Annotated in this window: 17 protein-coding genes, 1 tRNA gene and 4 pseudogenes; 11 read left to right on the forward strand and 11 right to left on the reverse strand. The window is 34.3% G+C overall.

The features are described from left to right. The first annotated feature begins 49 nt into the window (after positions 1–49). From AAGD79_RS01085 to rnc, 4 genes are all read left to right on the forward strand, one after another. On the forward strand, positions 50–946 hold the full coding sequence (locus tag AAGD79_RS01085; protein ID WP_209473361.1) for a class I fructose-bisphosphate aldolase: 897 nt from the start codon (positions 50–52) through the stop codon (positions 944–946). Between the two features lie 5 nt (positions 947–951). Next, positions 952–1,023: transfer RNA gene (locus tag AAGD79_RS01090), tRNA-Cys, on the forward strand. 121 nt (positions 1,024–1,144) lie between these two features. Further along, the gene (locus AAGD79_RS01095; protein WP_341811446.1) at positions 1,145–2,212 is read left to right on the forward strand and encodes a quinone-dependent dihydroorotate dehydrogenase; all 1,068 of its coding nucleotides are present in this window, start codon (positions 1,145–1,147) and stop codon (positions 2,210–2,212) included. Between the two features lie 90 nt (positions 2,213–2,302). Next, a complete protein-coding gene (gene rnc, locus AAGD79_RS01100) occupies positions 2,303–3,001 on the forward strand; it encodes a ribonuclease III (protein WP_341811447.1) in 699 nt (232 codons plus the stop codon). Between the two features lie 338 nt (positions 3,002–3,339). Here the strand turns inward: rnc and AAGD79_RS01110 are convergent, their stop codons facing one another. Both AAGD79_RS01110 and AAGD79_RS01115 read right to left on the reverse strand, forming a co-directional pair. Continuing rightward, on the reverse strand, positions 3,340–3,882 hold the full coding sequence (locus tag AAGD79_RS01110; protein WP_006279913.1) for a hypothetical protein: 543 nt from the start codon (positions 3,880–3,882) through the stop codon (positions 3,340–3,342). Positions 3,883–3,991: 109 nt separating this feature from the next. Next, positions 3,992–4,522: a phospholipase D family protein gene (locus tag AAGD79_RS01115; protein ID WP_265025859.1), complete on the reverse strand. Its 531-nt coding sequence runs from the start codon at positions 4,520–4,522 to the stop codon at positions 3,992–3,994. Between the two features lie 708 nt (positions 4,523–5,230). On the opposite strand from AAGD79_RS01115, the gene AAGD79_RS01120 reads away from it, so the two are divergent. Together AAGD79_RS01120 and AAGD79_RS01125 are read left to right on the forward strand one after the other, a co-directional pair. Continuing rightward, a complete protein-coding gene (locus tag AAGD79_RS01120; RefSeq protein WP_007549224.1) occupies positions 5,231–5,611 on the forward strand; it encodes a helix-turn-helix domain-containing protein in 381 nt (126 codons plus the stop codon). 42 nt (positions 5,612–5,653) lie between these two features. Continuing rightward, on the forward strand, positions 5,654–6,091 hold the full coding sequence (locus tag AAGD79_RS01125; RefSeq protein WP_341811146.1) for an IS630 family transposase: 438 nt from the start codon (positions 5,654–5,656) through the stop codon (positions 6,089–6,091). Here AAGD79_RS01125 and AAGD79_RS01130 read toward each other — a convergent pair. Continuing rightward, positions 6,004–6,903 (reverse strand): hypothetical protein, encoded by a 900-nt coding sequence (locus AAGD79_RS01130; protein WP_341811448.1) that lies wholly within the window; start codon positions 6,901–6,903, stop codon positions 6,004–6,006. The two genes, AAGD79_RS01125 and AAGD79_RS01130, sit on opposite strands and share 88 nt — an antisense overlap. 228 nt (positions 6,904–7,131) lie before the next feature. Between AAGD79_RS01130 and AAGD79_RS01135 the strand changes: the two are divergent. Together AAGD79_RS01135 and AAGD79_RS01140 are read left to right on the forward strand one after the other, a co-directional pair. After that, a pseudogene (locus AAGD79_RS01135) lies at positions 7,132–7,996 on the forward strand (IS982 family transposase). 16 nt (positions 7,997–8,012) lie between these two features. After that, positions 8,013–8,687: pseudogene (locus AAGD79_RS01140) on the forward strand (Rpn family recombination-promoting nuclease/putative transposase); the annotation flags it as partial. Positions 8,688–8,868: 181 nt separating this feature from the next. Here the strand turns inward: AAGD79_RS01140 and AAGD79_RS01145 are convergent. From AAGD79_RS01145 to AAGD79_RS06940, 5 genes and pseudogenes are all read right to left on the reverse strand, one after another. Then, the gene (locus AAGD79_RS01145; protein ID WP_167495309.1) at positions 8,869–9,024 is read right to left on the reverse strand and encodes a hypothetical protein; all 156 of its coding nucleotides are present in this window, start codon (positions 9,022–9,024) and stop codon (positions 8,869–8,871) included. A gap of 22 nt (positions 9,025–9,046) precedes the next feature. Continuing rightward, positions 9,047–15,892: a latrotoxin-related protein gene (locus AAGD79_RS01150; protein ID WP_341811449.1), complete on the reverse strand. Its 6,846-nt coding sequence runs from the start codon at positions 15,890–15,892 to the stop codon at positions 9,047–9,049. An 8-nt stretch (positions 15,893–15,900) separates the two neighbouring features. Beyond that, positions 15,901–17,421 carry a hypothetical protein gene (locus tag AAGD79_RS01155; RefSeq protein ID WP_149168922.1) on the reverse strand — a complete coding sequence of 507 codons (1,521 nt, stop codon included), beginning with the start codon at positions 17,419–17,421 and terminating at the stop codon, positions 15,901–15,903. Between the two features lie 214 nt (positions 17,422–17,635). Further along, positions 17,636–18,183: pseudogene (locus AAGD79_RS01160) on the reverse strand (IS630 family transposase); the annotation flags it as partial. Between the two features lie 155 nt (positions 18,184–18,338). After that, positions 18,339–18,416 (reverse strand): annotated as a pseudogene (locus AAGD79_RS06940) (hypothetical protein); the annotation flags it as partial. 237 nt (positions 18,417–18,653) lie between these two features. Here AAGD79_RS06940 and AAGD79_RS01165 point away from each other — a divergent pair. Continuing rightward, complete coding sequence (locus AAGD79_RS01165; RefSeq protein ID WP_341811450.1) at positions 18,654–19,748, forward strand: hypothetical protein; 1,095 nt, start codon at positions 18,654–18,656, stop codon at positions 19,746–19,748. Between the two features lie 210 nt (positions 19,749–19,958). Then, positions 19,959–21,305, forward strand: a complete 1,347-nt coding sequence (locus AAGD79_RS01170) for an IS110 family transposase (protein ID WP_341811129.1) — start codon at positions 19,959–19,961, stop codon at positions 21,303–21,305. Here AAGD79_RS01170 and AAGD79_RS01175 read toward each other — a convergent pair. After that, positions 21,271–21,561 (reverse strand): hypothetical protein, encoded by a 291-nt coding sequence (locus AAGD79_RS01175; RefSeq protein ID WP_341811451.1) that lies wholly within the window; start codon positions 21,559–21,561, stop codon positions 21,271–21,273. The genes AAGD79_RS01170 and AAGD79_RS01175 overlap by 35 nt on opposite strands. A 69-nt stretch (positions 21,562–21,630) precedes the next feature. Further along, on the reverse strand, positions 21,631–22,986 hold the full coding sequence (locus AAGD79_RS01180; protein WP_341811628.1) for a pyruvate dehydrogenase complex dihydrolipoamide acetyltransferase: 1,356 nt from the start codon (positions 22,984–22,986) through the stop codon (positions 21,631–21,633). 73 nt (positions 22,987–23,059) lie between these two features. On the opposite strand from AAGD79_RS01180, the gene AAGD79_RS01185 reads away from it, so the two are divergent. Beyond that, positions 23,060–23,548 carry an SH3 domain-containing protein gene (locus AAGD79_RS01185; RefSeq protein WP_341811452.1) on the forward strand — a complete coding sequence of 163 codons (489 nt, stop codon included), beginning with the start codon at positions 23,060–23,062 and terminating at the stop codon, positions 23,546–23,548. On the opposite strand, the gene AAGD79_RS01190 is transcribed toward AAGD79_RS01185, so the two are convergent. After that, a complete protein-coding gene (locus tag AAGD79_RS01190) occupies positions 23,545–24,030 on the reverse strand; it encodes a hypothetical protein (RefSeq protein WP_341811453.1) in 486 nt (161 codons plus the stop codon). The genes AAGD79_RS01185 and AAGD79_RS01190 overlap by 4 nt on opposite strands.

A 24,030-nucleotide genomic window follows, 5' to 3' on the forward strand; every position in this document is an offset into this window, starting at 1 on the left:
CTTCATCTTTGTTACAATCTATAACTTAAATTCAATTTGAATTATAGTGATAAGTGATAAAGTAAAACAAGTCCTAAGCTACTACGAAAGTGAAAACCCTGGGGTAAAAGCAAATCTTACTCGTATTCTCATGCATGGAAAGCTTGGCGGCACTGGCAAGTTAGTGATTCTGCCAGTAGATCAAGGATTTGAGCATGGTCCAATTAAAAGTTTTGAAGTTAACCCTGATGCTTATGACCCACATTATCATTTTCAGCTTGCGGTTGATTCGGGAGTAAGTGCATATGCTGCTCCACTTGGTATGATTGAAGCTGGTGCTGCAACTTATGCTGGAATGCTCCCACTTATTTTGAAACTTAATAGTTCCAACTCTTTACATTCAAAGGATCTAACCTCTGATCAGGCAATAACCTCTTCTGTGAAAGATGCGCTGCGTTTGGGCTGCTTAGCTGTCGGATTTACTATATATCCTGGTTCTGCTAAGTGTTTCGATATGATGGAGGAAGCCCGTGGAATCATAGCTGAAGCCAAATCTTACGGGCTTGCAGTAGTGCTATGGTCTTATCCACGCGGTGAAGGGATTTCCAAAGAAGGTGAAACAGCAGTTGATGTTATTGCCTATGCTGCACACATAGCAGCTTTGCTTGGCGCTAATATAATAAAAGTAAAACTTCCAACTAAATATTTGGAAAGGGAGAAAATAGAAACAGAAAATATTGAATCATTATCTAAAAGAATTGAATATGTTAAAAGGTCTTGTTTTGCAGGGAAAAGAATAGTAGTTTTTTCTGGTGGTGAATCGAAGGAAGTAGATAACATATACAATGAAGCGAAAGAAATTAAGCAGGGTGGCGGTAATGGTTCAATCATTGGACGTAACACTTTTCAACGCAAAAGGGAGGAGGCTTTATCTATGCTAAAAGATATAATGGATATCTACACATAAAAAACGGCTGGGTGGCAGAATGGCTTATGCGGAGGACTGCAAATCCTTTTATACCGGTTCAATTCCGGTCCCGGCCTCTTTCATTCTCTATATCTTGTAAAAGTTAACAGTAGCTTTAAGTGTGTAACCTATAGAGAAAGCTTGTCCATAGTAAAATCAATTTCTTTTCAAGTTATGGTTATACTCTTATAGCGTTTCATGGTAAAAAATAAACTAAAAATAAGCAAAGTGTTTTACAAACGTAATTTACTATTTTTACTATCGCCCGAAGTTGCTCACTCTTTGGCAATTATGGCATTAAAGAAAATGCCTTATAAGAATCCTATAGAGCTACCAGAATCTTTGAGTGTGAATTTTTTTGGTAATAAGCTCAGAAGCCCCATAGGTCTGGCTGCAGGTTTTGACAAGAATGCAGAAGTTATAAGGCCTATGCTCTCATTTGGTTTTGGGTTTATTGAAACTGGTACTGTAACTCGTAATCCACAATATGGAAACAAAAAGCCAAGAATTTTTCGGTTAATTAAAGATCAAGGGGTAATTAACAGATTGGGATTTAACAATAAAGGAATAGACTATTTTCTTAAACAAATAGGTGAAACCAAGCTTGATGACTGCATTTTTGGCATCAACATAGGAAAAAACAGTACATCAAAGGACCAAATCAGCGATTATGTTGACTTAATAAAGATAGTATATGGAAAGAGCAATTATATAGTGCTGAACATCTCATCCCCAAACACGCCTAATTTACGCAATCTGCACAATAAGCAAGAATTATCGGAATTGTTGAAATCCGTAACTCTAACCCGAAAATCAATTGATAATTCTAAATCCATACCAATAATATTAAAAATCTCACCAGATGTAGATCAGCAAACGAAAGAAAATATCGCTGAGCTTGCGTTGGAATATAAGATTGACGGATTAACAGTAAGCAACACTACGGTAAGTAGAGATAATCTGCATTCTCACCATAATGAGAGTGGTGGGTTGAGTGGCAAACCGCTGTTTAAACTTTCAACCGAGTTATTGGGCGATATGTACAAATTTACTAAGGGCAAAATATTATTGATAGGGTGCGGAGGAATCTCAAGTGGTGCTGATGCATATAAAAAAATAAAGGCAGGAGCTTCTTTGGTGCAGTTGTACACTGCTCTCATATACCACGGACCTCAAGTTGTAAACAAAATTAATCTAGAACTTGCAGAACTAATAAGGAGAGATGGATTTAGTAACATTAGTGAGGTGGTGGGTTGTATACATTAATTTTGGAAGTTGGTGGTATTATTTTAATAAAATAAAACTAATTCTCTGGTATAAAGGTGGTAGAAAGTGCTTTTCTTTTAAATAATTGGTATGAGGAGTTTGAATGATGCAATATCTAAGATCATTGATTATAAATTTACAAATTATGCAATATTAGAAGAGGCACTAACTCACCCAAGCGTAAATAAAAGGAATAGCAAAAACCAGATTGTAAGCTACGAAAGACTAGAGTTTTTGGGCGATAGTGTTTTGAATATGGTTGTATCTGCCACACTGTTTAAACTATTTCCTGAAGAAAAAGAAGGAGCATTGGCAAAAAGAAAGACGGATTTAGTTTGTGGCAACACCATTGCTAATGTTGCTAAAGAAATAAAATTAGGCAGCTTTATCATCATGAATAATAGTGAACGCTGCAATGGAGGGAGATGTAACTTAAAAAATTTAGAAAACTCGCTTGAAGCACTAATAGGTGCAATTTATATTGATGGCGGGCTTGAAAATGTTGAAAAATTTATTATCCAATATTGGGAAAAGCTAGCTAAAGGCATGCTTGACCCCCCTCAAGATCCTAAAACCTCACTGCAAGAGTGGACTCAGAAAAACAAATTGCCTTTACCAGAGTATGAGCTTGTAAAACAAACTGGACCAGCGCACAATCCTGAATTTACTATATCAGTTTGCATAGAAGATTATGGTAAAGTTTCTGCATGCGCTTCTAGTAAAAAGATTGCTGAACAAAAAGCTGCTGAGTTGATGCTAGAAAAAATTGGAAAAGACGCTTCAGTTTAGGCAAAATAGGCATTAATGTAAATTTTAAGGAAGCTAATAGCGTTTAGGGTAAATGGTCAATTTAAGGAGAAGCATAGTATTATTCATAAAAAAGTTGATCTACCAAAAATCAAGCCTTATGTAGTGGAATATCAATGGCTGTTGTCGGAGATGCGGAAAAAAAGAAGTAGCAAGTTACCAAAAGGTGTTATGCCAGATACATTTGGTCCAAGAGTTGTTTTGTGAAGTTGACAGAGTCAAGGAGAATGAAAGTTTTAAAAAATAGCATATTTTTTAATTATAAAAATTTGATATTAACTGTTGTTGGTTGATTGAGTAAAAACCAGTGAATGGTCACGTTAAAACATATTTTTAAATTTCTGCCAAAATCCTGGTTTATTATCATTAACCTTTGTAAATGTTATATTTAAACTGTATTTCGGATCATTTGGCACGTCGTATTTTATGCTAAATGTTGAAACTTTATCGTTATTGTAAATATGTACATCATCATATGATAGCTTTGTTGTGTAACACTTTACATACTTTTGCTTATCATGCACTAAATCACCTGACTCCCTTTCTAGTTCCACAAATTTCGTTTTTTTCTGACATTCCTTCATTTTTATTAAATCCTTATCTAGTGATATTGAAACTGGCAACGTATTTCCAGCATATTCTTTAGCTAAAAGTTCACTTTGAGGATACATTTTTATTTCCCTGCCAAAATGTGAGTCTATGAAATTATTACTCCAAAATTTATCGCCAGAATGCACGTACTCATCAGTAGCATACGGCACCCCACCATAATTGCATTGAACTTTGTAATCTCCAACACCGTTGTTTTGAAAAAAATCATGAATAGCAGTGTAGCTACCGGCAGCATCATTTATATAATCCATTACTTTATTCCTTAAATTTTTAGTTCATTATATCATAATCATTATGCCAATCAATCAAAAAAGCTCTCCCTTGCTGTTTTTAAAACTGATTTTGAGCAAGCGCTCTCGATTAGTTGGGAGCGTATTTGTAAGATTGTGACATTCGTGCCTCCCAGTTTTTCACATACTGCTGAATCAATTCAGGATAATCTGTAATAATTAATAAATTTTCAGCATTTCCTTTTTTAGCTGTCTTACTAAGGTTAAACGACCCTGTGATAACTTTTTGATTATCAACAATCATTATCTTGTTATGAGCAATTTTTGGCTTATCATCGATCCAAACTGGTACTCCACCTGAAAATAATTCATTTATAACACTATATTTTGAGTAGAGTTGCGATTTATCTAAGATGACTTTAACATCAACGCCACGTTCTTTAGCATTGATCAAAGATTTTGCAATTGTTCCAAGAGTAAATGTATATTCTTGAACTAAGATAGATTTTTTAGACTGATCTATTACGCTGATTATCGGCATAGCACAATCTTCTCCAGGTGAAAAGCAAACCGTAGCTTTTGGGCAGGGCGAAAATATAAAACCCGCATAGTAATACAGAGAAAAACACATTAACAAGAATAAAAAGTGAAAAAGCCTCACAACAACCCACCCCCGGATATACGGCGATAGGCTACATTATAATTTAATCACCTGTCAATAGACTTCTTGCATAGTTTTTGGCAACAACCGTTAGAAACGAAAAAACTTACTTGACAAACTCCGCCAGCCCCCTTATCATGAAACTGAAGGTATTCAGTTATCTTCATCTGTGCAGATTAAACAGCAAGAAAACAACGTAGTTGGCGTCTTATTTTTAATTTTTTGCACTATGTGCACCTTATGTCTTCACAATATTTCTAGGTTTTTACCTACACAAGCTGAAACGCGCTTATAAGTCGTTTAAGACAGTATAGTACGCCAATTTGCAGGATTAGGGAGTGACAACTAGCTAACACGGGGTTTCTTTTGCCTTTTTTTCTGCTTAGTAAATTTCTTAAACATTTAAACTAGTGAGTTGCATTTAAAAGCAGCTAAATTGCAGTGTTTAAGACTTAAAAAACGCCAATGTTCTAAAATAGATATTAGCTGGGGCTTCTTTTGCCTTTTTTTCGCTTGGTAAATTTCTTAATGTTTATAGCTAACATGAAGCTAAGTACGAACTTTGTTAAATACAACAAATGGTGTCATCCCAGTGCTCCTTTTTTTGTCATCCGAGTAGCTGACACTGGGATCTATTTTGCATTTATATCTCTTTCCATAAAAGTCCGGATGTGATAGGATAAGGGTAGATGATGATAAGGAGGTTGAATGCCAGCAGCATATAGTTATGATTTAAGAAAAAAAGCAATGGAAGCGCTAGACGAAGGAGAAAGCAGAGAAACAGTGGCAGCAAGATTTAAGATTGGACGAACTACTTTATGGGAGTGGCAGCAAAGAAGAAAAGAAACAGGAGACTTTCAATCAAAAAAACTTGGAAATGGGGGTTACAATCACAAAATCACCGACTGGGATACCTTTGCCAAATTTGCCAGAGAACACGGAGGAAAGACTCTATCGGAAATGGCTAAACTTTGGAACAACGTTAGTATCCAAACGATCTATCGAGCCCTTAAAAAAATTGGATTTACGCGCAAAAAAAGACATATGGATACAAGGAAAGAAACGAAGAAAAACGTGCTGAATTTTTGAAAATTATAGCGACAAAAGAACCTAAAAACTTAGTGTATATAGATGAGTCTGGCATTGATAACACCGAAGACTACCCCCTACGGATATTGCCAGAAAGGACAGCGGTTTTATGCCTTAAAATCTGGAAAGAAAACTCAACGAATCAGTATGGTTGCAGCCTTAAGTGGAAGAAAGATAGTTGTTCCGTTAACCTTTGAAGGCCACTGTAATATGGATGTTTTTAATGGATGGTTTGAGCAATTTTTGACACCGATCTTGGAACCTGGACAGACTGTCATTCTTGACAATGCTACTTTTCATAAGTCTGATAAGATTATCGAGCTTGCTAAAGGGGTTGGTGCAGAAATTTTGTATCTGCCGCCTTATTCTCCAGATTTCAACAAAATTGAGCATCATTGGTTTGCTATAAAAAACAGAGCCAGGAAAAACATTCCTCTATTCGAATCCTTTCGTCGTGCTGTTGATTCTGCCTTCCTATGACCTGTTCGGACTATTATGAGAAATGCTATACTACAATGTTGCTGAGCTTTGCTAACATTTACACTTGAAGCTTGGGGAGATTCTAACTCAGTGCTTTTTTCTTCCTGCAAAATAGAAAGCTTCAACAACTCCTTTAGAGTTGATTTTGCAAGTGTTGTATCATCTTTGTTTAAGATGTAGTCTAGCATGTTGTTTTTCTGTAAGCGATTAACAAAATATCTATCTTCCTCATTAAGAACCTCTATCTTGTTAATACAAGATAATACTAAATCCGAGCTCTTTATTGCTAAAATTCCATTTACGAAAATATCTAATTTTGTTTTGTCTTCAGTCAAGTCTCTAGCTAACCTATTTCTGATGTTATCATTATCAAGCACAGTGTACTCGAGGTACGAGCAAGGCTCAATAAGTATAAAGTCCTCTAAAGGCACTAGTTCTGGATAGGTGCCAGCGTAATCAAGTATGCCACACTCAGTAATACACCCTCCTTTTCTTATAACACAGCAATTGAGACGACCATGATACATTGATAACAAAGAAAAAAGACGTATTATACTTGTACCTCTATCTTTCATTTCCTCGAAAAGCTTCCTATCATTTATTAATTTGTGCAAAATGTAATCCATAGCAGGACCTGGTTTGCGGAAATGAAACATATTATTCTCTTCAAAAATGGCCTCAGCTAATTCGATAGATTCTTTATCCTCATCTACAAAAGCTTTTTCATTTCTATTTAACTGTATGATCTCAGCTTTGCTATCTCTGCGTAGACCAGTTCTCCTTATTAACATCTCAAATATTTTTGTATTCATATATATCCTATATTAATTAAAGTAAATATTAATAATGTTTACTTTTTAAATAAAAATAAATGAAAATTTTAATAAAAATTAAATTTTTTTTAATAGAATAAAAATCTTTTATATTTGCTTGAGTACCAAAAACCCCAGTTATGGATTAGAAAACAGATAAAAGTAGAATTAATAAAGAGGGAAATAGGGTAAACTCAAGTATTTTAACAATAATTTAAGAGGTTACCCATGAAGAAAGATATTACAGAACTTTACTGCTGCGTCGAGGATTTTTGTCGTGTAGTAGATGAAAATTTTGCAAATAAGTTCTTATCAAATGGCAAAAAACCAACCAGAGTACCAGAAATAGCGCACTCAGAAATGCTAACCATAATCCTGTTATACCACCAATCGCCATGTAAAAACTTCAAGGCTTTTTATCTTTGTTACCTTAAGTTACTCTATAGATCAGAATTTTCAAAGATGCCTTCATATCACAGATTTATTGCCTTAAAGCCGAGAGTTTTACGGTATTTAGCATTACTTCTTCAATGGTTCTGCGAACAAGCGAAAATGACAGGTACTTCCTACATTGACACTTCTACGATTGCCATTTGCCACAAGAAAAGGATCTCTAGGAACAAAGTTTTTGATGGTTTAGCAGAAATTGGTAAGAGCACGTATGGTTGGTTTTTTGGCTTTAAATTGCACTTGGTGATTAACGAAATTGGAGAAATTCAATCACTTACTCTAACCAAAGGTAACGTTGATACCTGTGCCAACTATAACTAAAAGACTGACAGGACTTTTGTTCGGAGATAAAGGCTATATCAAGAAGGAGCTCTTTGAGGAACTCTTCGATAGAGGTTTAAAGCTTGTCACTAAAGTGAAAAAAGGCATGAAAAACGCACTAATCTCACTAAAAGAGAAGGCTTTATTGAGAAAAAGGTCGATTATTGAGACAGTCTTTGGTTGTTTAAAAAATAAATTTGAGCTTGAACATACACGGCACAGATCGCCAATAAATTTTCTGGTACATATTTTTTCTACATTAATTTCATATTCCATGCAGTCAAAAAAGCCTTCTATTTCTAAGCCTTACTGTGTTGGTTAATCCATAACTGGGGTTTTGTAAGGACTCTCAAGGTTCAAGATACATTATAGAGATGCAGTTCACTAAGACCAAGGGCTTCGAAAAGCGTGCTCAATATTATGCTGCTAAAGCCTATTCAAGACAAGTAGATAAAGGTGATCAATACCATGACCTTAAAGAAATTATCTTTATTGCTATAGCAGATTGTATTTTATTTCCTGATAAGTCTGAGTATAAATCAAAGCATACTATTCGCGATGAAGATACTAATGAACATGATCTAAAAGATTTTTACTTTATATTTATTGAGTTGCCTAAATTTCCAAAAACCAAAGAAGATCAGCTTTCAAGTATAGTTGAAAAATGGGTATACTTTTTCAGATATGTAGACGAAACTAGTGAAGAAGAGCTAGAGAGAATAATAGGAAGTGATCTAATAATTAAAAGAGCATATGAAGAACTAAATAGATTCAACTGGTCAGAAAAAGAATTTATCGCCTATGAACAGGAGATCAAGCGTATTCGTGATGAACAGGCTGTCCTCGCTCAAAAACTCGATGATGCTAAACAAGAAGGTAGACAAGAAGGTAGACAAGAAGAAAAAATCGAAGTTGCAAAAAACTCACTCAAGGCCGGTGTCTCTATTGATGTTATAGCTCAAATTACCGGTCTCTCTCATTCTGAAATTTCACAACTCAAAGAAAAAACATAATATTCCTACTTATTCACTTTAACACTTATAAAAACCTTTTCTAAGTTAGACATGTCCCCTAATTAAGAATCTAGTGAACTGTCTAAAATGGCTATAAAGATTGCACATAGAATTATATAAATTACTATCATAACGTTACCCTCTTATTCAGCCTTACATATTAAAGATATATACCGTAAGTTTAATATTGATAGTACATTAACCATTTATTTCCCAATTCTAGTCTTGTACTTCTCATTCCTACTTCATCCATGTTAGTATTAGAACCATCAAACTTGCTAAGGGGATCTACCACCTCCACTTTAAATTCTATTATAAGCTTTTCACTATTTGGCATATTATACCTTCCATATTCTCATCTACTTACTCAAAGTATTTCCAAGCTTGGTTACTCCTACATCAGAAAGACAAGTTGATACTTTGTCCTTTGAATGGCTGTGAACTGAAGCATTACTTAAATAACTTTGAGGCTCTAAACTTATCTGCTGTTTTTTTGTACCATCAACTTCTAATCTACCATCTCTGTTGTGTAATATCTGCTCTATTGATTGATTTAGCAGACCCTTATTAAATTGAGCTATAAACTTTTCAAATTTCTTCGGACTTAATTTACCAGCTTCTTTACCAGAACATGCTTTCTCTACATATGAGTTGAAAATCCCCGAAATCTCATCAAATTTACCACTCATGATTTTTCCTGTAACTTCTTTCTGTATTTCAACAAAATCAATATTTAACCGATGCATTGATATGCCACTTTTTAATGCAGCTTGTTCTACTACTTTCTCAAATTCCTCTGTAATATTTAATGCATAGCCCTGCGCTTCCAGTAATGATACGTGCTGATCTGCTGTAGAAATGTATTTTTGACCTGTAACTTTTCTAATAAGCACATCAAGTAACATGATTGTGCCGTTTATATCTACTGGTGAATCAACTTGTGAGATTGGACTTGTAGTACTTGATACTCCGTCAGACAATGTAGGTTTAGAATCTAATAACCGACCTATTGAGGTTTTTACTGAACCGAACAAACTGTTTATCCATGAAGATAGTGCACTTGCTCTGCTTGTAGCTTTCTTATAGCGCACCTCTTCTGCCTTATTCACTTTGATTTTTTTTCTATTTATTGCAGCAATCTCTATGCCACCTACTACCATAACCTCTACATCATCATATCCTACTGTAGGACTTTTTTCATCTATCATAGACTCAATTTTACCTACTATAGCTTTTCCTTCTATTCTAGCTTTTGTTGTCTTTTCAATAGGTGAATAACGATGACGGTTCCCTCTATGATAAGCATGTCTTTTATGATGACGTATATGCTTTGGTGCAACGTATTCATTTCTTCTTTCTGCCTTCTCTAAAAAGGAAATTATGTTTGTGAAACCTTTACCTCTTGCAATATCTAAAGGCTTCTTACTATTATTGTCACGAATATTAACATCAGCATTTTTAAAAATCAGAAGTTGTAACAAACTAAAATCATGATTATTTTGAACTAAATAACCCATTAGAAGGACAACGCGGTGCAAAGACGTCTTGCCCTGGGTATCCTGAGCATTAACATCAATACCACTGTTAAGCAGCAGCTCTACAATCTTTAACTTAGTATCTTTTAGGTTATTAACGCCGTTATCAACAAAACACTGAGAGATAGCAAGGTGCAGAAATGTCTCGCCGAAATCGTTTTTAGCATTGATAAGAGTATATCTATCATCCCTGTTTCTCATACCATCAAGAAGAGCTTCAAGCAAGTTCGACTTATTCTCCTGGATAGCTTTTCTTATAAGTGACTTTGCTTCTTCAGGCCCTGAGGTTTTTATTAGCTGAGAATACTGTTTCTGTTTTTCTTTATTAAAGTCCATTATAACATCTTGTGGATTGCAAGTAGAAGCTATACATTTTGAGTTAGAAACTATTGTATCATTAAAAGCAAACATCATTTCTCTTGCTGGTTGATAAGTATTCCAGTTCTCTACTTTTACAAGAGTGTTATTTTTATGTGATAGCAATAAGGTATCATTCATAACTTTCATATCGAAATCTAATATAGACTTACCTTTCAAATCAACTAAACCAATATCATTCTTATTAATAGGCTGATTATGATAAATCTGTAACCCTTGTTCATCTGGTTTATAATACCTGAAAGAACTAAAATCATCAGCTCTTTCTCCAAATTCTTCTGGTTCTATAATTCTATTGTTTAGTTCTATAGATAAATCCCAGTTTCTATGAACAAAAGAATAGTAATCTGATATTGATAATGCTCCTTTATCTGATAACAATAGCAAATCATTATTGAGTTTTAAAAAAAGCACCTTATCTGAATCAAATGTGAAACAATTATAATGATTTAACAGATCAGTACCATTAACGCTAAATCTTCCATCTATTTTTAAGCTATGAGAACAATAATCACGCTCTAGTTCACCATTCTGAAGTTTATAATATTTTTCCCTATCAAATGTTACCGTAACATCTTTATAATCTGGTAGCAGGGTTACATTTAGTCTACTTTTGTTAATCTTTATTTCTCCTTCATTATTCTCTGCAAATTGTATATCATTTAATGTGCTATTTAATTGACTAAAGTCTAATATACCATTTGCTTGAGCAATCGTAATATTAGCACTTTTTTCATCGAAAAGATAAAGATGGTTTATATTACTTGGAGCTTCCCAGTAAAAATTATGGTGCTCTTTATCAGGATAAAAAATATGATTACTAAAACTACCTATAGTACTACGATAATTAGTACTTGATAATTGCTTTGTAATATTAAAGTTCCGATTATCTATTGTTTGCAACTTATCTAACTCATCATCTAATATAACATCACTACCAACGCTTTTTGTTATTTGTAGACTTGCTACTGTTCCAGTATTACTCTCTACTTTCGTTGGAGTTACAAACAAACCATCTGCTGTTTTTATTAATGTCTGTTTATCTACACTTATAGAATCTCCACTTTTATTATAAATATTTGTTCTGTCGTTAACATGAGTTATTTTATCTATATCACTAAAATTTATCGGCAATAATACTAAGCCACTTCCGTGAATAGAATCACCAAAATAACCTTTTATTGTAGCAAAGTTTTTTGCTGTTATTATATCATTTCCACCCTTACCATCTACATAATCTGCATTAGAGAACTTTATATAATTAGTTCTATTACTGCCGATAATAGAATGTATGTTTATTGAATCTGTAGTAAGATTACCTTGTGTTATAACTATATTCTTTTGTCTATCTGCTCCTAAATCACAAGAGAACTTCCCTGCTATGTAAAAGAAATTTCTACCTGAGTTATACACCTTGCAACTATCTAATGACTTTTCAAAATAGTACCTATTTTCTACCTTACCTCTTCTACCTCGATCACCATTTAAAATATCCTTTTCTTGAAAAACAACATTAATATTAGCATTTTGAGCTGTTATATAGTATACGCTTCCATACCCACGGAAATTCTTATTTCTGTATATAACCGCATTATAACAGTCGCTAGGGTATTCTTGTAAAAACCACTTTTCAAATGTTCTATTTAGTAATACATTACTATGATCATATAAGTTATCACATCCTGAGCCAATTCCATTTACAACACAGTCAGTACAGGGAGGATTATCAATTTGTACTTTAATATCGCTATCGTGTGGTCCGCAAACGACACTATAACTTTCAATGTTCGTAGGAATCACTCTAGAATTAATATCACTGATATGAAATGGATATGTAACATTCGTATTGAATCCAAAATCAAACTTAGTATCAACTATTTTTGTGTTAGTACGACAATAAACTCTGAGGAGTTGTATTTCCCCATAAACACGCTTTTCCTTTGTAACCAATATATAAGGCAGCGACATAACTATTTTATCATAATTACCTTTATATTGGCTTATAAGCTTTAATACATATTGTTTATATATACTTTCTGCCTCTATATCATTTTCTATATAATCTGGTACTTTTTTACCAAGAAAGAAATCCCAATACAAATCATGCTTCTCCTGATCTGTAAGATTTATGTGCTCTTCCAATTTCTCTACCTCAAGCTCTGCTTCTACAAATTGCGATATAATAATAACAGCAACTGAAATAGCAGTACCAACTGGACCAGCAAATTCTCCCATTACTCCAGCTTCTATTCCTACGGCTGACATTGTCTCAGTAACAATCGCAGGTACATCTGCAGCTATAAAAATGGAGTTAGTTGCGATGTTTAGGTCAGCAATCTTTATATCTACAGGATTCGTTGCACTTTCCCGAGCTTTTATCGACTCTGCTAACCCTAAAAATGCTGCAAAGTTACCTATAGCAGGTCCCATAACTGGGGCAAACCCCTTTAGCATTTGAGAATCAAGTTTTTCTCCTAATCCTAATATTTTTCCAGAGATTTTCTCACCAATCTTTGGCATTACCCAGAGATTTAATGCATCATAACCTAGGCCTTCTACATCTCCATTTGCTATATGTTTACCAACTAAAAATACTGTAAAGGCAAAACCTGCACTTTCTGCTACTTTCCCTATTTTTTCTGCTACCCCATATCCTCTGAGAATATTTTTGATTTCTTCTTTATTTTCTTTCATCTCCTTTACAATATCCTTGATCTCTGGGTCTATTGAATTTAGATCTACATTTTTAACCTTTGCAATAAATGCTTCTTCAACATTTTGGTCTGTAGCTTCACCTCTAGAGATTCGTTCAGAAACTTTGAAAAGCTGATCATAAAACTCAATATTCTTTACTCTTTCCGCTACCTTGTTAGCATTAAACAACTCTTTAATACGTTGCTCTTTTTCTTCCTCTGTAATATTTTCTTCATCACGTGAGTCTATGCAGTACATGCCTATATTTCTTATTTTTCTTCTTTTAGCTTCTAAACATTCCATTTGAGGCCCAGTTTCAAGCCTTAGCCTTTTTCTTGCACCACCTCTTTCGGGAGAGCTAATCTCACCTTGAGATGTGGTATGATAGACTTCAATACTTTTTATGCTTGCTGTAATTAAATCTTTATCGGACCTACTAGATTGATTAAAAACCATGGCTAAAAACTTGGCTGTTCTCTTATCAGTAAAAGATCTAAGAATTTTATATTTGTCACTCATCTGTTTTTCTGCATGTCCTAATTTTTTCTTTACACTACTATTAGCACATTTTAATTCTATGATAATTGGTTCATCTTCCTCAATAGTAGATTCATCTCCTTGCAAATATGTAAAAGATAGCGCCAGGTCCATTTTCCCTAATGAAGATATATTAGATTCCACATACACTTTAATCTCTTTACCATCTTGCGTTTTTCCATTTATCAATAACCCTTGCATTATTGCTTGAAAGTCCACTTCTCTTTTTATTAATTCCTTAAAAGGCAATAAAGCTTCTACTAAAGGAGATAGTGACTCTTTTAACTTATTTCCCATCATCTCTTCATCTTTACTTTCCTTAAGCAAGTCTACAACATCAATTCCACGTAATTGTTCAATTAAGCTATTTACGTCAACATTCCCTATTCTTTCAAATTTACCCTTGTATCTATTTTTAGAGTTATGAGAGACTTCTTTTATATTTATATCCTGAAAATAAGACTTATCTTTTCTTTCTCCTACTTCAAACCCACCTAGGTTATTCTTTACTCCTGTGTTTATTATCAGGTCGATTTTAACTGCAGAATCAATATCCAGTTCATCAATTGGAGGAATTTTATTACTGTCAAATCTCTTTTGCCTTCTAAGTTCTCTTAATTCACCACTATGTTCTATAATATTTAATATTACTGCTCTATCTTCCCCTTGATTGAATAGTAGAAATGTAGTAGCCTCTCTTCCTATACTTCTATCTTCATTCTGATAAGTGAAAATATTTTTATCTATACTATCCATAGCTAAAATCTGTCCGAACACTAGTTTGCTTAAATAGTTTTTATCCTTACTTGGTATCAAGTGATATAAGTTCTTTAGTTCTGCCTTTAAATTTTCCTTTGCTTCATTGCCATCAAAATCTTTAGCACCTTCTAATAATTGATGCACAAAACCTTGGGATTGAAAAATCTTAGCTTGTTCTGTCTTTACTTCAGCATAACTAATTCCCACTATAACCGCCTCTTCTGCTTTAGTTCTAATGCTGAGGTTATACAAATAACCTTTGTTCTTGATCTGTGTTATAGCTTCATCAGCAGTATGACCTTCTCCTTTAAACTCAACAACTACTGGAACAGGTTTAGGATTTATCCTACCATTTGCATCTTTTGTACGTGACATAAGTATTAAATCTGCACGTCCGTTACCTGCAGCACGTTCAACATAACAATTAAGACCATAACGATATTTAAAATTTAATGCTAAAGCTCCATAAACAAACCCATGATATGCTGCTTCTGAGTTGCCCAGTGAAAACTTTCCCTGATTACTTTTGTATATTTCGGCCAGTTCAAGAAAAATTTCTCTAATACCAACTATTACTTGATCTATACTCTTATCAGAAAGCTGTTTAAATGCACCTTCAAGACTTGTAGACCGACCTATATTGATCTCCTCAAATTCACTAGTTTGAGATGGAGAAGACACCAAATCCTTAAATTTTTCTTTTACTCTATCTCTTTGTTCTCTATATAGCTCGAATGACAGGTTGCCTAAATCTTCTTCAGTACGCATATGAAACGAATACTCATTTATATCTGTGTTATCTATGTCAGAGATCTCTAGTGTTTTTGCTATCTCTTTAAGTTCATCATCATTATAACAATATTTCCGTTTTAAATCCCCATAACCTGTAATTTGATCATTTGTAAAAGCTCTAAGAACCACTTGTTTTCTTCCACTTTTTTCAAGAAAAAAGCATAGTTTTACAATGCTAATCTCATTTTTCAATCCCTCTACTTTCAAATTAGTACGCTTAATATACACCTTATTGATGCCAAGCTTTTCTACTAGACCACTATTAGGAAGGGTTAAAATCGATCCTAATATGCTATGAATAAAAAACTCAGGACTAGATGTTGAACCAATATTTGGAGTTTCACGAAGAAATAAACTAAACTTTTCAGCAAATCCCTTAGGTGCATCGAAATTTACTGAGAGAACAGGGTTACCCTTACCGTTACCTGGATTAATTGGTTCAGTGAGTAATAATTCTATTAACTCAAGCTTGTGTTCAATATGTTTCGCTTCAGCTGTTGCTCTTGGCATTTTCTTATCTATTTCTTCATACTGTGTGTCACTTCCTCAAGTTCTATACTACGAAGTTTCTTTGCTGGACTACTTTCTTCTCCTTCTATTCCTCTCTTTTTATCATTTTCTTGAATAAGATTATCCAGTAATTGAAAAAACTTATCCCATTTATCTTTCCTCTTTGTAAATTCCTCTCTTGAACAACACCATGTTATACGTTCTTTAAATTCCTCCCTAAATTTTACCATTTCATTTTTTGATGATATACATTCTCGAATGAAGAACTCAATAAATCCCCCCCTATCACCATAAATCAAATCTTGGCAAATATCTTGCCCCCTACTACAAAAAATAAGCCTTTCTTTCTCTTTGGGAGTTGCATCTTGAAAGATCAGTTTGATATTTTCCACATCTTCAACCTTAAATAAGTCTAGTAATAATAACCCACCTGATCCGCATTTATCTATTACATGTTTTGTGTGAGTACTAGGACCTTGCTGCCAAAATATTCCAAAGAGCTTTTGATAATTGTAATCTTTATTACCATCTATCATCTTATTAACGATTACTCTCAATAAACAATCATAACCTTCTTCAGAAAGGAAAGCCCACATATGCTGCGCTGTTTCCATAAAAAAACTCTGCCATGGCCAATCCAAAAAGCACTTTAGCACTTCATAAGAGCAGCTCTTGAACACTTCCATTTGTTGTTCTCTATCCATTTCTGAAAGTAAAAAGCACAAAACATCAATATAATTCTCCCTGGAAAAATCTGTAAACTCACTAACACAGTCACAACGTCTTTTTGCCACATATTCTGCAGTTCTTACTAAGACCTTATCTTTTTCTTCAGGAGTTAACTTTTGTAGGAAATATCTGGTTGCTGCTTCATTGCCACTAACTGCTGAACGTCGAAATGCATACTCATAATGAGTAACACTATCATCTTGACAATATCTTCTTATTATATCGCCTAACTGAGCTGTTTCTTCTTCTATATGATGGGACCAGAACGATACTAGAGGTGATTCATTTATTCTTATTTTCCTAAGATCTTTTCCATAGAGTTTCCTACCACTGATTTGTTTCCATAGGGTGAGAATGTTATCTTCTAAACAATAAGTGCATGCTAATCTATAGCGCTTAGCAATATCTAAATTTTCATCTTGCACTAATATCTTTGCTGTTTTCTCTTTATCAATAGTGCCTTGTGGTGTCCAACAAAGCTTGCTTAAGCTTGCTCTAGCATCTTTGCCACCTAAAAGATTTTTATGATATTGTTTCCATATGAGTATCTGCCAACCTATTGCTTCAACAAAACTTGATAGTTCCTTTTTTAACAATTCTGGCAGCGGAAGTTTTAGTACCTTTTTTATCACTTCATCCTCTACCTTTTGCCATTCTCTTTTTCTTTCACTGACATTTAGGATTGGTGATGAGAAGTAAAACTTTGACGCTAAATCCCAGGCATCATCTTGATTCCATAACGTAATAGCTATTTCCACAAGAGCTTTATGCTTAAGTGATGGCATTAGAGTGTAATTCATTACCTAACCCGATTAAAATACTCAATATACTATGATTTTCTATCGGTTCAAGATAAAACACAGCTAAAAAATTGTGTAAAGTTTAACGGCACAAAAAAAATTCTATTAACCCCAACTATGGGTTAGAAAGAAGTGAAAAAAGGCTGGAAAGTGGGTAAACTCCAAGTAATTCTTTCAATTTAGGAGATTACCTATGAAGAAAGATATTACAGAGCCCAACTTTCGAATGTGTGCCAAACCTTGATTCATCAAAGAAAAATAGCTCTTTTTCTGGATACTTGCCAATAACTTCATTGAGATTTTTTTTTGAATTCCTCTTGTTTACTTTTATCTTGTACGTTGTGTACTGGTCTTGGTGTAATATATGAAAATTTCATCTTTTGTATATGGCGGTGTACTGTAGATTTGCTGATATTTAATCCGAACTTTTCCTGGATTCTTATTCTCATTTCTTTAATGGTAATATTAGGATTTTCTTCTATCCATGCTTCAACTTGCTGTAGTTGAGCCTGATTTAATTTAGTTCTTTTACGGCGTTGTGGAGGAGCAAACAGTTTTTCTTCTCTGCCAAATTTTAAGAATTTTATCCACGAAGTTAGTGCGCTTCTTGAAATGCAATATATTTTTGCTACAGCCGTTATACTATGCTTTTTTGCCGCAATTACAGCATTTAGTTTTTTTGAAACATATGCATTGTTCCTTACTTTCTTCAGCATTTCTTTTGCTCACTTTTTCATCCAATAATTTTGATCTTAATGCCATTTAAACCTCGCTACTTCACTTACTTTAGTATGGCTTTTTTTCCATTATTGTCTATCCGTTCTTTGTATAGTGGGAATGGGAATTGGTATTACTTAATAAATTTACTGATATCGGTATGCCTCTTTTCGAATTTGCCTTGTAAATTCCTTCCATCTCTACATCTTATTGACAGCTATGCAACAAAGCCATTCAGGATCTGCATTATTGTTTAACAGAATTTCGACAATTTCTCTGTAACCTTTTTGAGCTGCAAGGTGTAATGGTACACAATCCTGATTTTCAAGTTAGCATTTTCTCCATTATCTAGCAGCATTTTAGCTATCTGATTCACAATACAAGAGTTCTATTTAGAGCTATTTTCAAAAATCTTTGTGCTTTGTATATGTAGCTTATATTTGTTTGGAATGCTTGACTCCTGATTTATAAAATGCTATCATTAATGATACTACAATGTGTAAAGTGAGGAGGTTATGAATCTTAGACTAATTCAGGAAGAAACAAAAGAAATTCCATTTTGCACAACTCCTTATTCATTGCATTATGAAATTCGAAGGCCACTAATGGAAATGTTTGGGCTAGGGTCTAAAAAAGGCTGTTGTTCTAATCCGTACACTGGGAAGTGCATGATAACTGATAATAAATTAGCCCCTATTGTGCAGCTTACACAAGGAGTGGATGCGGATATAGTAATAGATAACACAACTAAAACAGTATATGCAAAAGAGATTAAAAATAAACAACAAAAAATAGATTTAATATATGATAAGGATCGTATTGGCGCAAAAGAAGTGCATGATATTCAGCTTCTTAAGGCTGGTAAAAGAGTAACAATACCATCTAAATATAAAAGTTTTGAAGATTATAGGAGAGAGCTACAGAAAAAATCTTCTTATATAGTTATAAGGGCTGAAGTAACACAACATTTAGATCATTCAGGAAAGCTGCTGAATGATCCTATAGAAAGCGTTGTTCATTATACTACTTTTCCTAAGTTAAAAGGAAATACCTTAGACTACAAGTATTTTGCTAGAAGTCGAGAGTTAATAGGTAGCAGAAAATCTGAGCTACAAGATAAGTTTAAAAACGTAGTAAAACTGAATGCCTTAATGGCTGCCAAACATAAAGAAGGATTAAGCATTGTGGTACCTAATGCTTTTTTGAGTGGTTTGAGTAATGATGAGCAAAAAGAAGCAAAAATAGCTTTTGTCAATGCAGCAATAGAAGCTGCTAAGGAAATAGAGCAAGATAGTGGAAAATACTCAGGATTTTGTGGGATATTTGTCAATACTGGAAATACTCAAGATTTAAATAAGCTGATAAGCGACAGTGGCATCAAAAGCATTGCTATTAATTATGGTGATCTTAGCGCGCCAAGTAGGGTATCAAAAGAAGGAAAGTTTGCAGAATCTATAATGGGTGAGGGAGTTGGATACGTTGGTAATGGTGCATTATCCGCACGAGGTAATATTGCAGTGGAGGAAAATCTTACTAGAAGAACGTTAGGAGCGTCGAACAAGAAAAAAATCTTGTTAAACCGGAAAGAAACTATTTCTTCACTTCCATAGCAATTTTTATATATAATTTATCAAGAAGTACTTCTGCAGTTATAACCGACTGATCAATGGTGCTTAAGTGCCCGTTTAGGAGCGTGGTTTTGGAGGAACGGTTAAACCACTGATGGAGTCTATTATGACTACCTCGATTAGAAGATTGTATAATCTAACCGTCCCAAGCTTAAGTGCTTCTCCATTATAAGTTATAGTAGGATAATTACCATGATAAAGGCAAAAAGTAAACTAGAAATAGTGAATCCTGATACAGCAGGAATTGATATCGGCTCAGCTGTACATTATGTATGTGTACCTGAAGGAAGAGATGAACAACGTGTCAAAAAATTTGGATGCTTTACAGTTGATCTTCATAACTTAGCAGGGTGGTTAAAGAAATGTAAAGTTAGAACAGTAGCTATGGAATCAACAGGAGTATATTGGATTCCTTTGTTTCAAATACTTGAGTCATATGGATTTGAGGTAAAATTGGTAAATGCACGATATATTAAGAACGTGCCTGGTAGAAAATCCGACGTTCAAGACTGTCAATGGTTACAACAATTACACAGCTATGGATTACTCCATGGGTCGTTTAGACCTGATGATCAAATGTGTGTGTTGCGTAATTACGTTAGGCAACGTAGCAACCTGATTGAAAGTGCATCCACACATATTCTACGTATGCAAAAAGCGTTAATTCAAATGAACGTTCAATTACACAAAGTCATAAGTGATATTACTGGAGTGACCGGTATGCAAATTATCAAAGCAATAATTGAAGGTGAAAGGAATCCTGAAAAATTATCAGAATTGAGAGATGTACGGATAAGAAATGATAGATCTACCATGGCAAAAGCGCTAAAAGGCGACTACAGAAAGGAACTCTTATTTGTGTTAAAGCAAGAATTTGAATTGTATAATATTTATCAGGAAAAAATAGCAGAATGCGACAAAAGCATCGAACAATATTACAAAACATTTGAAACAAAATCTGACGAGAATAAGCGATGCAGCAAAATAAAGAATAGGTTTTCAAAAAACAGACCAGACTTTCCTTTACACGAAGAACTGTATAGAGTAACCGGTATTGATTTTACTAAAGTTCCTGGGCTTGATGTGCTAACTATACAAACAATTATCTCAGAAGTTGGTTTGAACCACGATAAATGGCCATCAGAGAAGCACTTTACTTCTTGGTTGGGGCTAAGTCCTGCTAATAAAGTTACAGGGGAAAAAGTATTTGGGACGAGAACTCGCAAAGTTATTGCTCGTGCTGCAAATGCTTTTAGGATGGCTGCCCAGTGTGTGTCAAGAAGCAACAGTGGGATTGGTGCATATTGCAGAAGGTTAAAAAAACGACTAGGAGCACCGAAAGCGATTACCGCTACGGCTAGGAAATTGGCGTGCATTTTTTATAGTATGCTAAAGTATGGACAGGAATATGTAGAGAAGGGCATTGATTACTATGAAAAGTTATATAAGGAAAAAATAGTGAAGACTCTAAGCAAGAAAGCTAGTGAATTTGGTTGTGTCTTGATTAAAAAAGAGCTACTAGCAGAAAGAGTTTCTTAGAAGTGCTATGAATGTTGTCTTCCATGAGTTTTTGCATTGTTGGGCCAAATGTTCTTCCAAGATTGCTACTCACTGTTTTATTACTATCATTTGCTTGAGAATGAGGTACATTTCGCTCAAAAATTGCTTTTATTCCAGCAAATTTAGCTTGGGAAGATTTCGGAGGAACAGGTGGGGCAACCATGCCTTTTGAGTTAATCTTTCCTTCATTTTGAGGAAAAATTTTTGGATTATTTTTTTCTACTGTAGTATTCATTTTTTTACCTCTAAACCTATTAACTAATAAAAGTATAAACTTAGAGGTATTAATTTTGTAATAACAATGCTAATAGATTACCGCAGTTTCAATAAGCATCACCAGAGGATTCTCTATATAATGCTTAAAGGCATTTAAAAACTTTGCTCCGAGTGCCCCATCAACTGCTCTATGGTCAACAGAGAGCGTTACTGTCATTATTTCTGCTATTTCTATTTTCTCATTCATAACAATTGGTTGTTTTTTAGATGCACCAACTGCCATAATGCAAGATTGCGGCGGATTGATTATAGCACTGAAGGCTTTTATACCAAACATCCCTAAGTTGGAGATAGTAAACCCTCCTCCTTGAAACTCTTCAGGTTTCAATTTTCCAGATCTTGCTCTGCTTACTAAATCTTTCACTTCTTTTGATATAGATAAAATACCCTTTTTATCAGCATTTTTTACTATAGGAGTAATTAGCCCATCTTCAAGTGCCACAGCGATTGAAATATCTATATTTGAATATCTCAGTATTTTATTATCTATCCACGAAGAATTTATATCAGGAAATTTTTTCATGCTGAAAGCTGCAGCTTTTATGATTAGATCATTAATTGTTACTTTATTGTTTTCATCTGCTGAGTTAATCTCGTTTTTTAACGATATTAACTTATCAACCTGGCAGTCTACAGTTAAATAAAAATGTGGAACATTCTGTTTTGATTCAGTCAGGCGCTGTGCTATCACTTGGCGCATGTTGCTTACTTCAACTATCTCAGGACTTTCAGTGCGTATACTACTGCTTAAAGACTCCAACACATCAGCCTTAATTATGCGACCATATGGTCCTGTACCTTTTAATTGCTGCACATTAACCCCTTCATTTTGAGCTATTTTCTTAGCTAATGGGCTTATTTTTGTTCTACCTTCTGCATAACCCTCTGTCATCTGAGTAGCTGACACTGGGATCCATTCTTCTTTTCTAGATCCCAGTGTCAAGCACTGGGATGACATTGAGGGGTTGGATTCCAGCGTCACGCGCTGGAATGACACCGAAGAATGACTTATTGGCTTTCCGTTTAAATCTTGGTGTTCTGATTTTTGATTATCAACAGCACTTTTTGTCACTTCCTTTTTAACTGCACTATTGATGGAAGTTGAAGTATAGTTGTTAAGTGCACTTTCATCTTCTCCTTCTTCCAGCATTAAAGCTATTGGTTGATTTACAGGCACGCCACTTGTTCCTTCTGTTACTAAAATTTTTGCTAAAACTCCTTCATCTATAGATTCAAACTCCATTATGGCTTTATCAGTCTCTATCTCAGCAATTACGTCGCCTACTTCAACTTTGTCTTGTTCTTTTTTATGCCACTTTACAATTTTTCCTCCAGTTTTGCTCATTGTCGGTGAAAGAGCAGGCATTAATATTTCTATAGGCATTGATTTTGCATTTAAAGATCTATTCAATTTTTAATTTACTCTTTATCTTATGTCAACCTAATCGTGAATTATGATGAATAAGTCTGTTACACTATCCCTCACGTTATCCCAGTGCGTGACACTGGGATCTTGGTTCAGTACTATTATCCTATTATTTTTATTATTTAGCCATAGCTTGTTTGCTAATAACTTTGTTTCAACCAAATCAAATAAGATCAACATGAGAACGGGGCCAGGGTTTCACTATCCTGTAAAATGGATATACACTTGCAAAAATCTGCCCCTGAAAGTGATAGAAGAGTTTGAGAGTTGGAAAAAGGTCTGCGATATAGATGAAGACTGCGGATGGATAAAAGGCAATCTTCTTAGTGATAAGCGCTACACGATTGTAAAAGAAGATACTTATGGATATCAAAAACAGAGTGTAGACAGCAAGATTACTATGAAAATAGACAAGTTTGTTGTGATGAAGATAGAAAAATGCAACGAAGAATGGTGCTTTCTTTCCACCCCAAAACGCAAAGCATGGGTACAAAAAAAACATATATATGGGGTTGATTAGGTTGACAAAAGATCTGAATTAACACTAGTTTCTGGGCCTTCTGTAGCATGCTCTTCAGATGAAGCAGAGGGTTCTTGAGGCTCTGGAGACTGTACAGGGCTATCACAGAAACTCCTTAACATCTCCTCAGCGGATGAATCTAAAATTTGTACAATAGACTTTTCACTCTGCTCTTTTAGCGATTGATCCATTCTAGAAATCAACTCAGAAAACTCGCTACCTGATTTTTCAACTTCATTTTTTATTTTACTTTCTATGCTTGCAATATTGCCTTGTTCAATTTCTTCTTTTGTTATGTTGAACGAATTTGCAGCATCTTGATATCCAATCTTGCAATTTCCACAACCAATTATGCAAAAAGCAATAGAATTAGATATTTCGCTTGCAGCCCACTTATGTATAGCGTAAGCCAAATAATTGTCATGGTATTTAATGCTAAATTGTTGTTCGATTAGCTCAGAAATTTTATTCTTTAGAGACAT

Origin of the sequence: Wolbachia endosymbiont (group A) of Oxytorus armatus, from assembly GCF_964027005.1 — a bacterium.
In the GTDB taxonomy this organism is placed as follows: Bacteria; Pseudomonadota; Alphaproteobacteria; order Rickettsiales; family Anaplasmataceae; genus Wolbachia; species Wolbachia pipientis.

Excerpts from the sequence above, each read along its gene's own strand:
- AAGD79_RS01095 (WP_341811446.1), top strand. The coding sequence starts at position 1,145 with ATGGTAAAAAATAAACTAAAAATAAGCAAAGTGTTTTACAAACGTAAT.
- rnc (WP_341811447.1), top strand. The coding sequence starts at position 2,303 with ATGAGGAGTTTGAATGATGCAATATCTAAGATCATTGATTATAAATTT.
- AAGD79_RS01110 (WP_006279913.1), bottom strand. The coding sequence starts at position 3,882 with ATGGATTATATAAATGATGCTGCCGGTAGCTACACTGCTATTCATGAT.
- AAGD79_RS01120 (WP_007549224.1), top strand. The coding sequence starts at position 5,231 with ATGCCAGCAGCATATAGTTATGATTTAAGAAAAAAAGCAATGGAAGCG.
- AAGD79_RS01125 (WP_341811146.1), top strand. The coding sequence starts at position 5,654 with ATGAGTCTGGCATTGATAACACCGAAGACTACCCCCTACGGATATTGC.
- AAGD79_RS01130 (WP_341811448.1), bottom strand. The coding sequence starts at position 6,903 with ATGAATACAAAAATATTTGAGATGTTAATAAGGAGAACTGGTCTACGC.
- AAGD79_RS01145 (WP_167495309.1), bottom strand. The coding sequence starts at position 9,024 with ATGCCAAATAGTGAAAAGCTTATAATAGAATTTAAAGTGGAGGTGGTA.
- AAGD79_RS01150 (WP_341811449.1), bottom strand. The coding sequence starts at position 15,892 with ATGCCAAGAGCAACAGCTGAAGCGAAACATATTGAACACAAGCTTGAG.
- AAGD79_RS01155 (WP_149168922.1), bottom strand. The coding sequence starts at position 17,421 with ATGAATTACACTCTAATGCCATCACTTAAGCATAAAGCTCTTGTGGAA.
- AAGD79_RS01165 (WP_341811450.1), top strand. The coding sequence starts at position 18,654 with ATGAATCTTAGACTAATTCAGGAAGAAACAAAAGAAATTCCATTTTGC.
- AAGD79_RS01170 (WP_341811129.1), top strand. The coding sequence starts at position 19,959 with ATGATAAAGGCAAAAAGTAAACTAGAAATAGTGAATCCTGATACAGCA.
- AAGD79_RS01175 (WP_341811451.1), bottom strand. The coding sequence starts at position 21,561 with ATGAATACTACAGTAGAAAAAAATAATCCAAAAATTTTTCCTCAAAAT.
- AAGD79_RS01180 (WP_341811628.1), bottom strand. The coding sequence starts at position 22,986 with ATGCCTATAGAAATATTAATGCCTGCTCTTTCACCGACAATGAGCAAA.
- AAGD79_RS01185 (WP_341811452.1), top strand. The coding sequence starts at position 23,060 with ATGAATAAGTCTGTTACACTATCCCTCACGTTATCCCAGTGCGTGACA.
- AAGD79_RS01190 (WP_341811453.1), bottom strand. The coding sequence starts at position 24,030 with ATGTCTCTAAAGAATAAAATTTCTGAGCTAATCGAACAACAATTTAGC.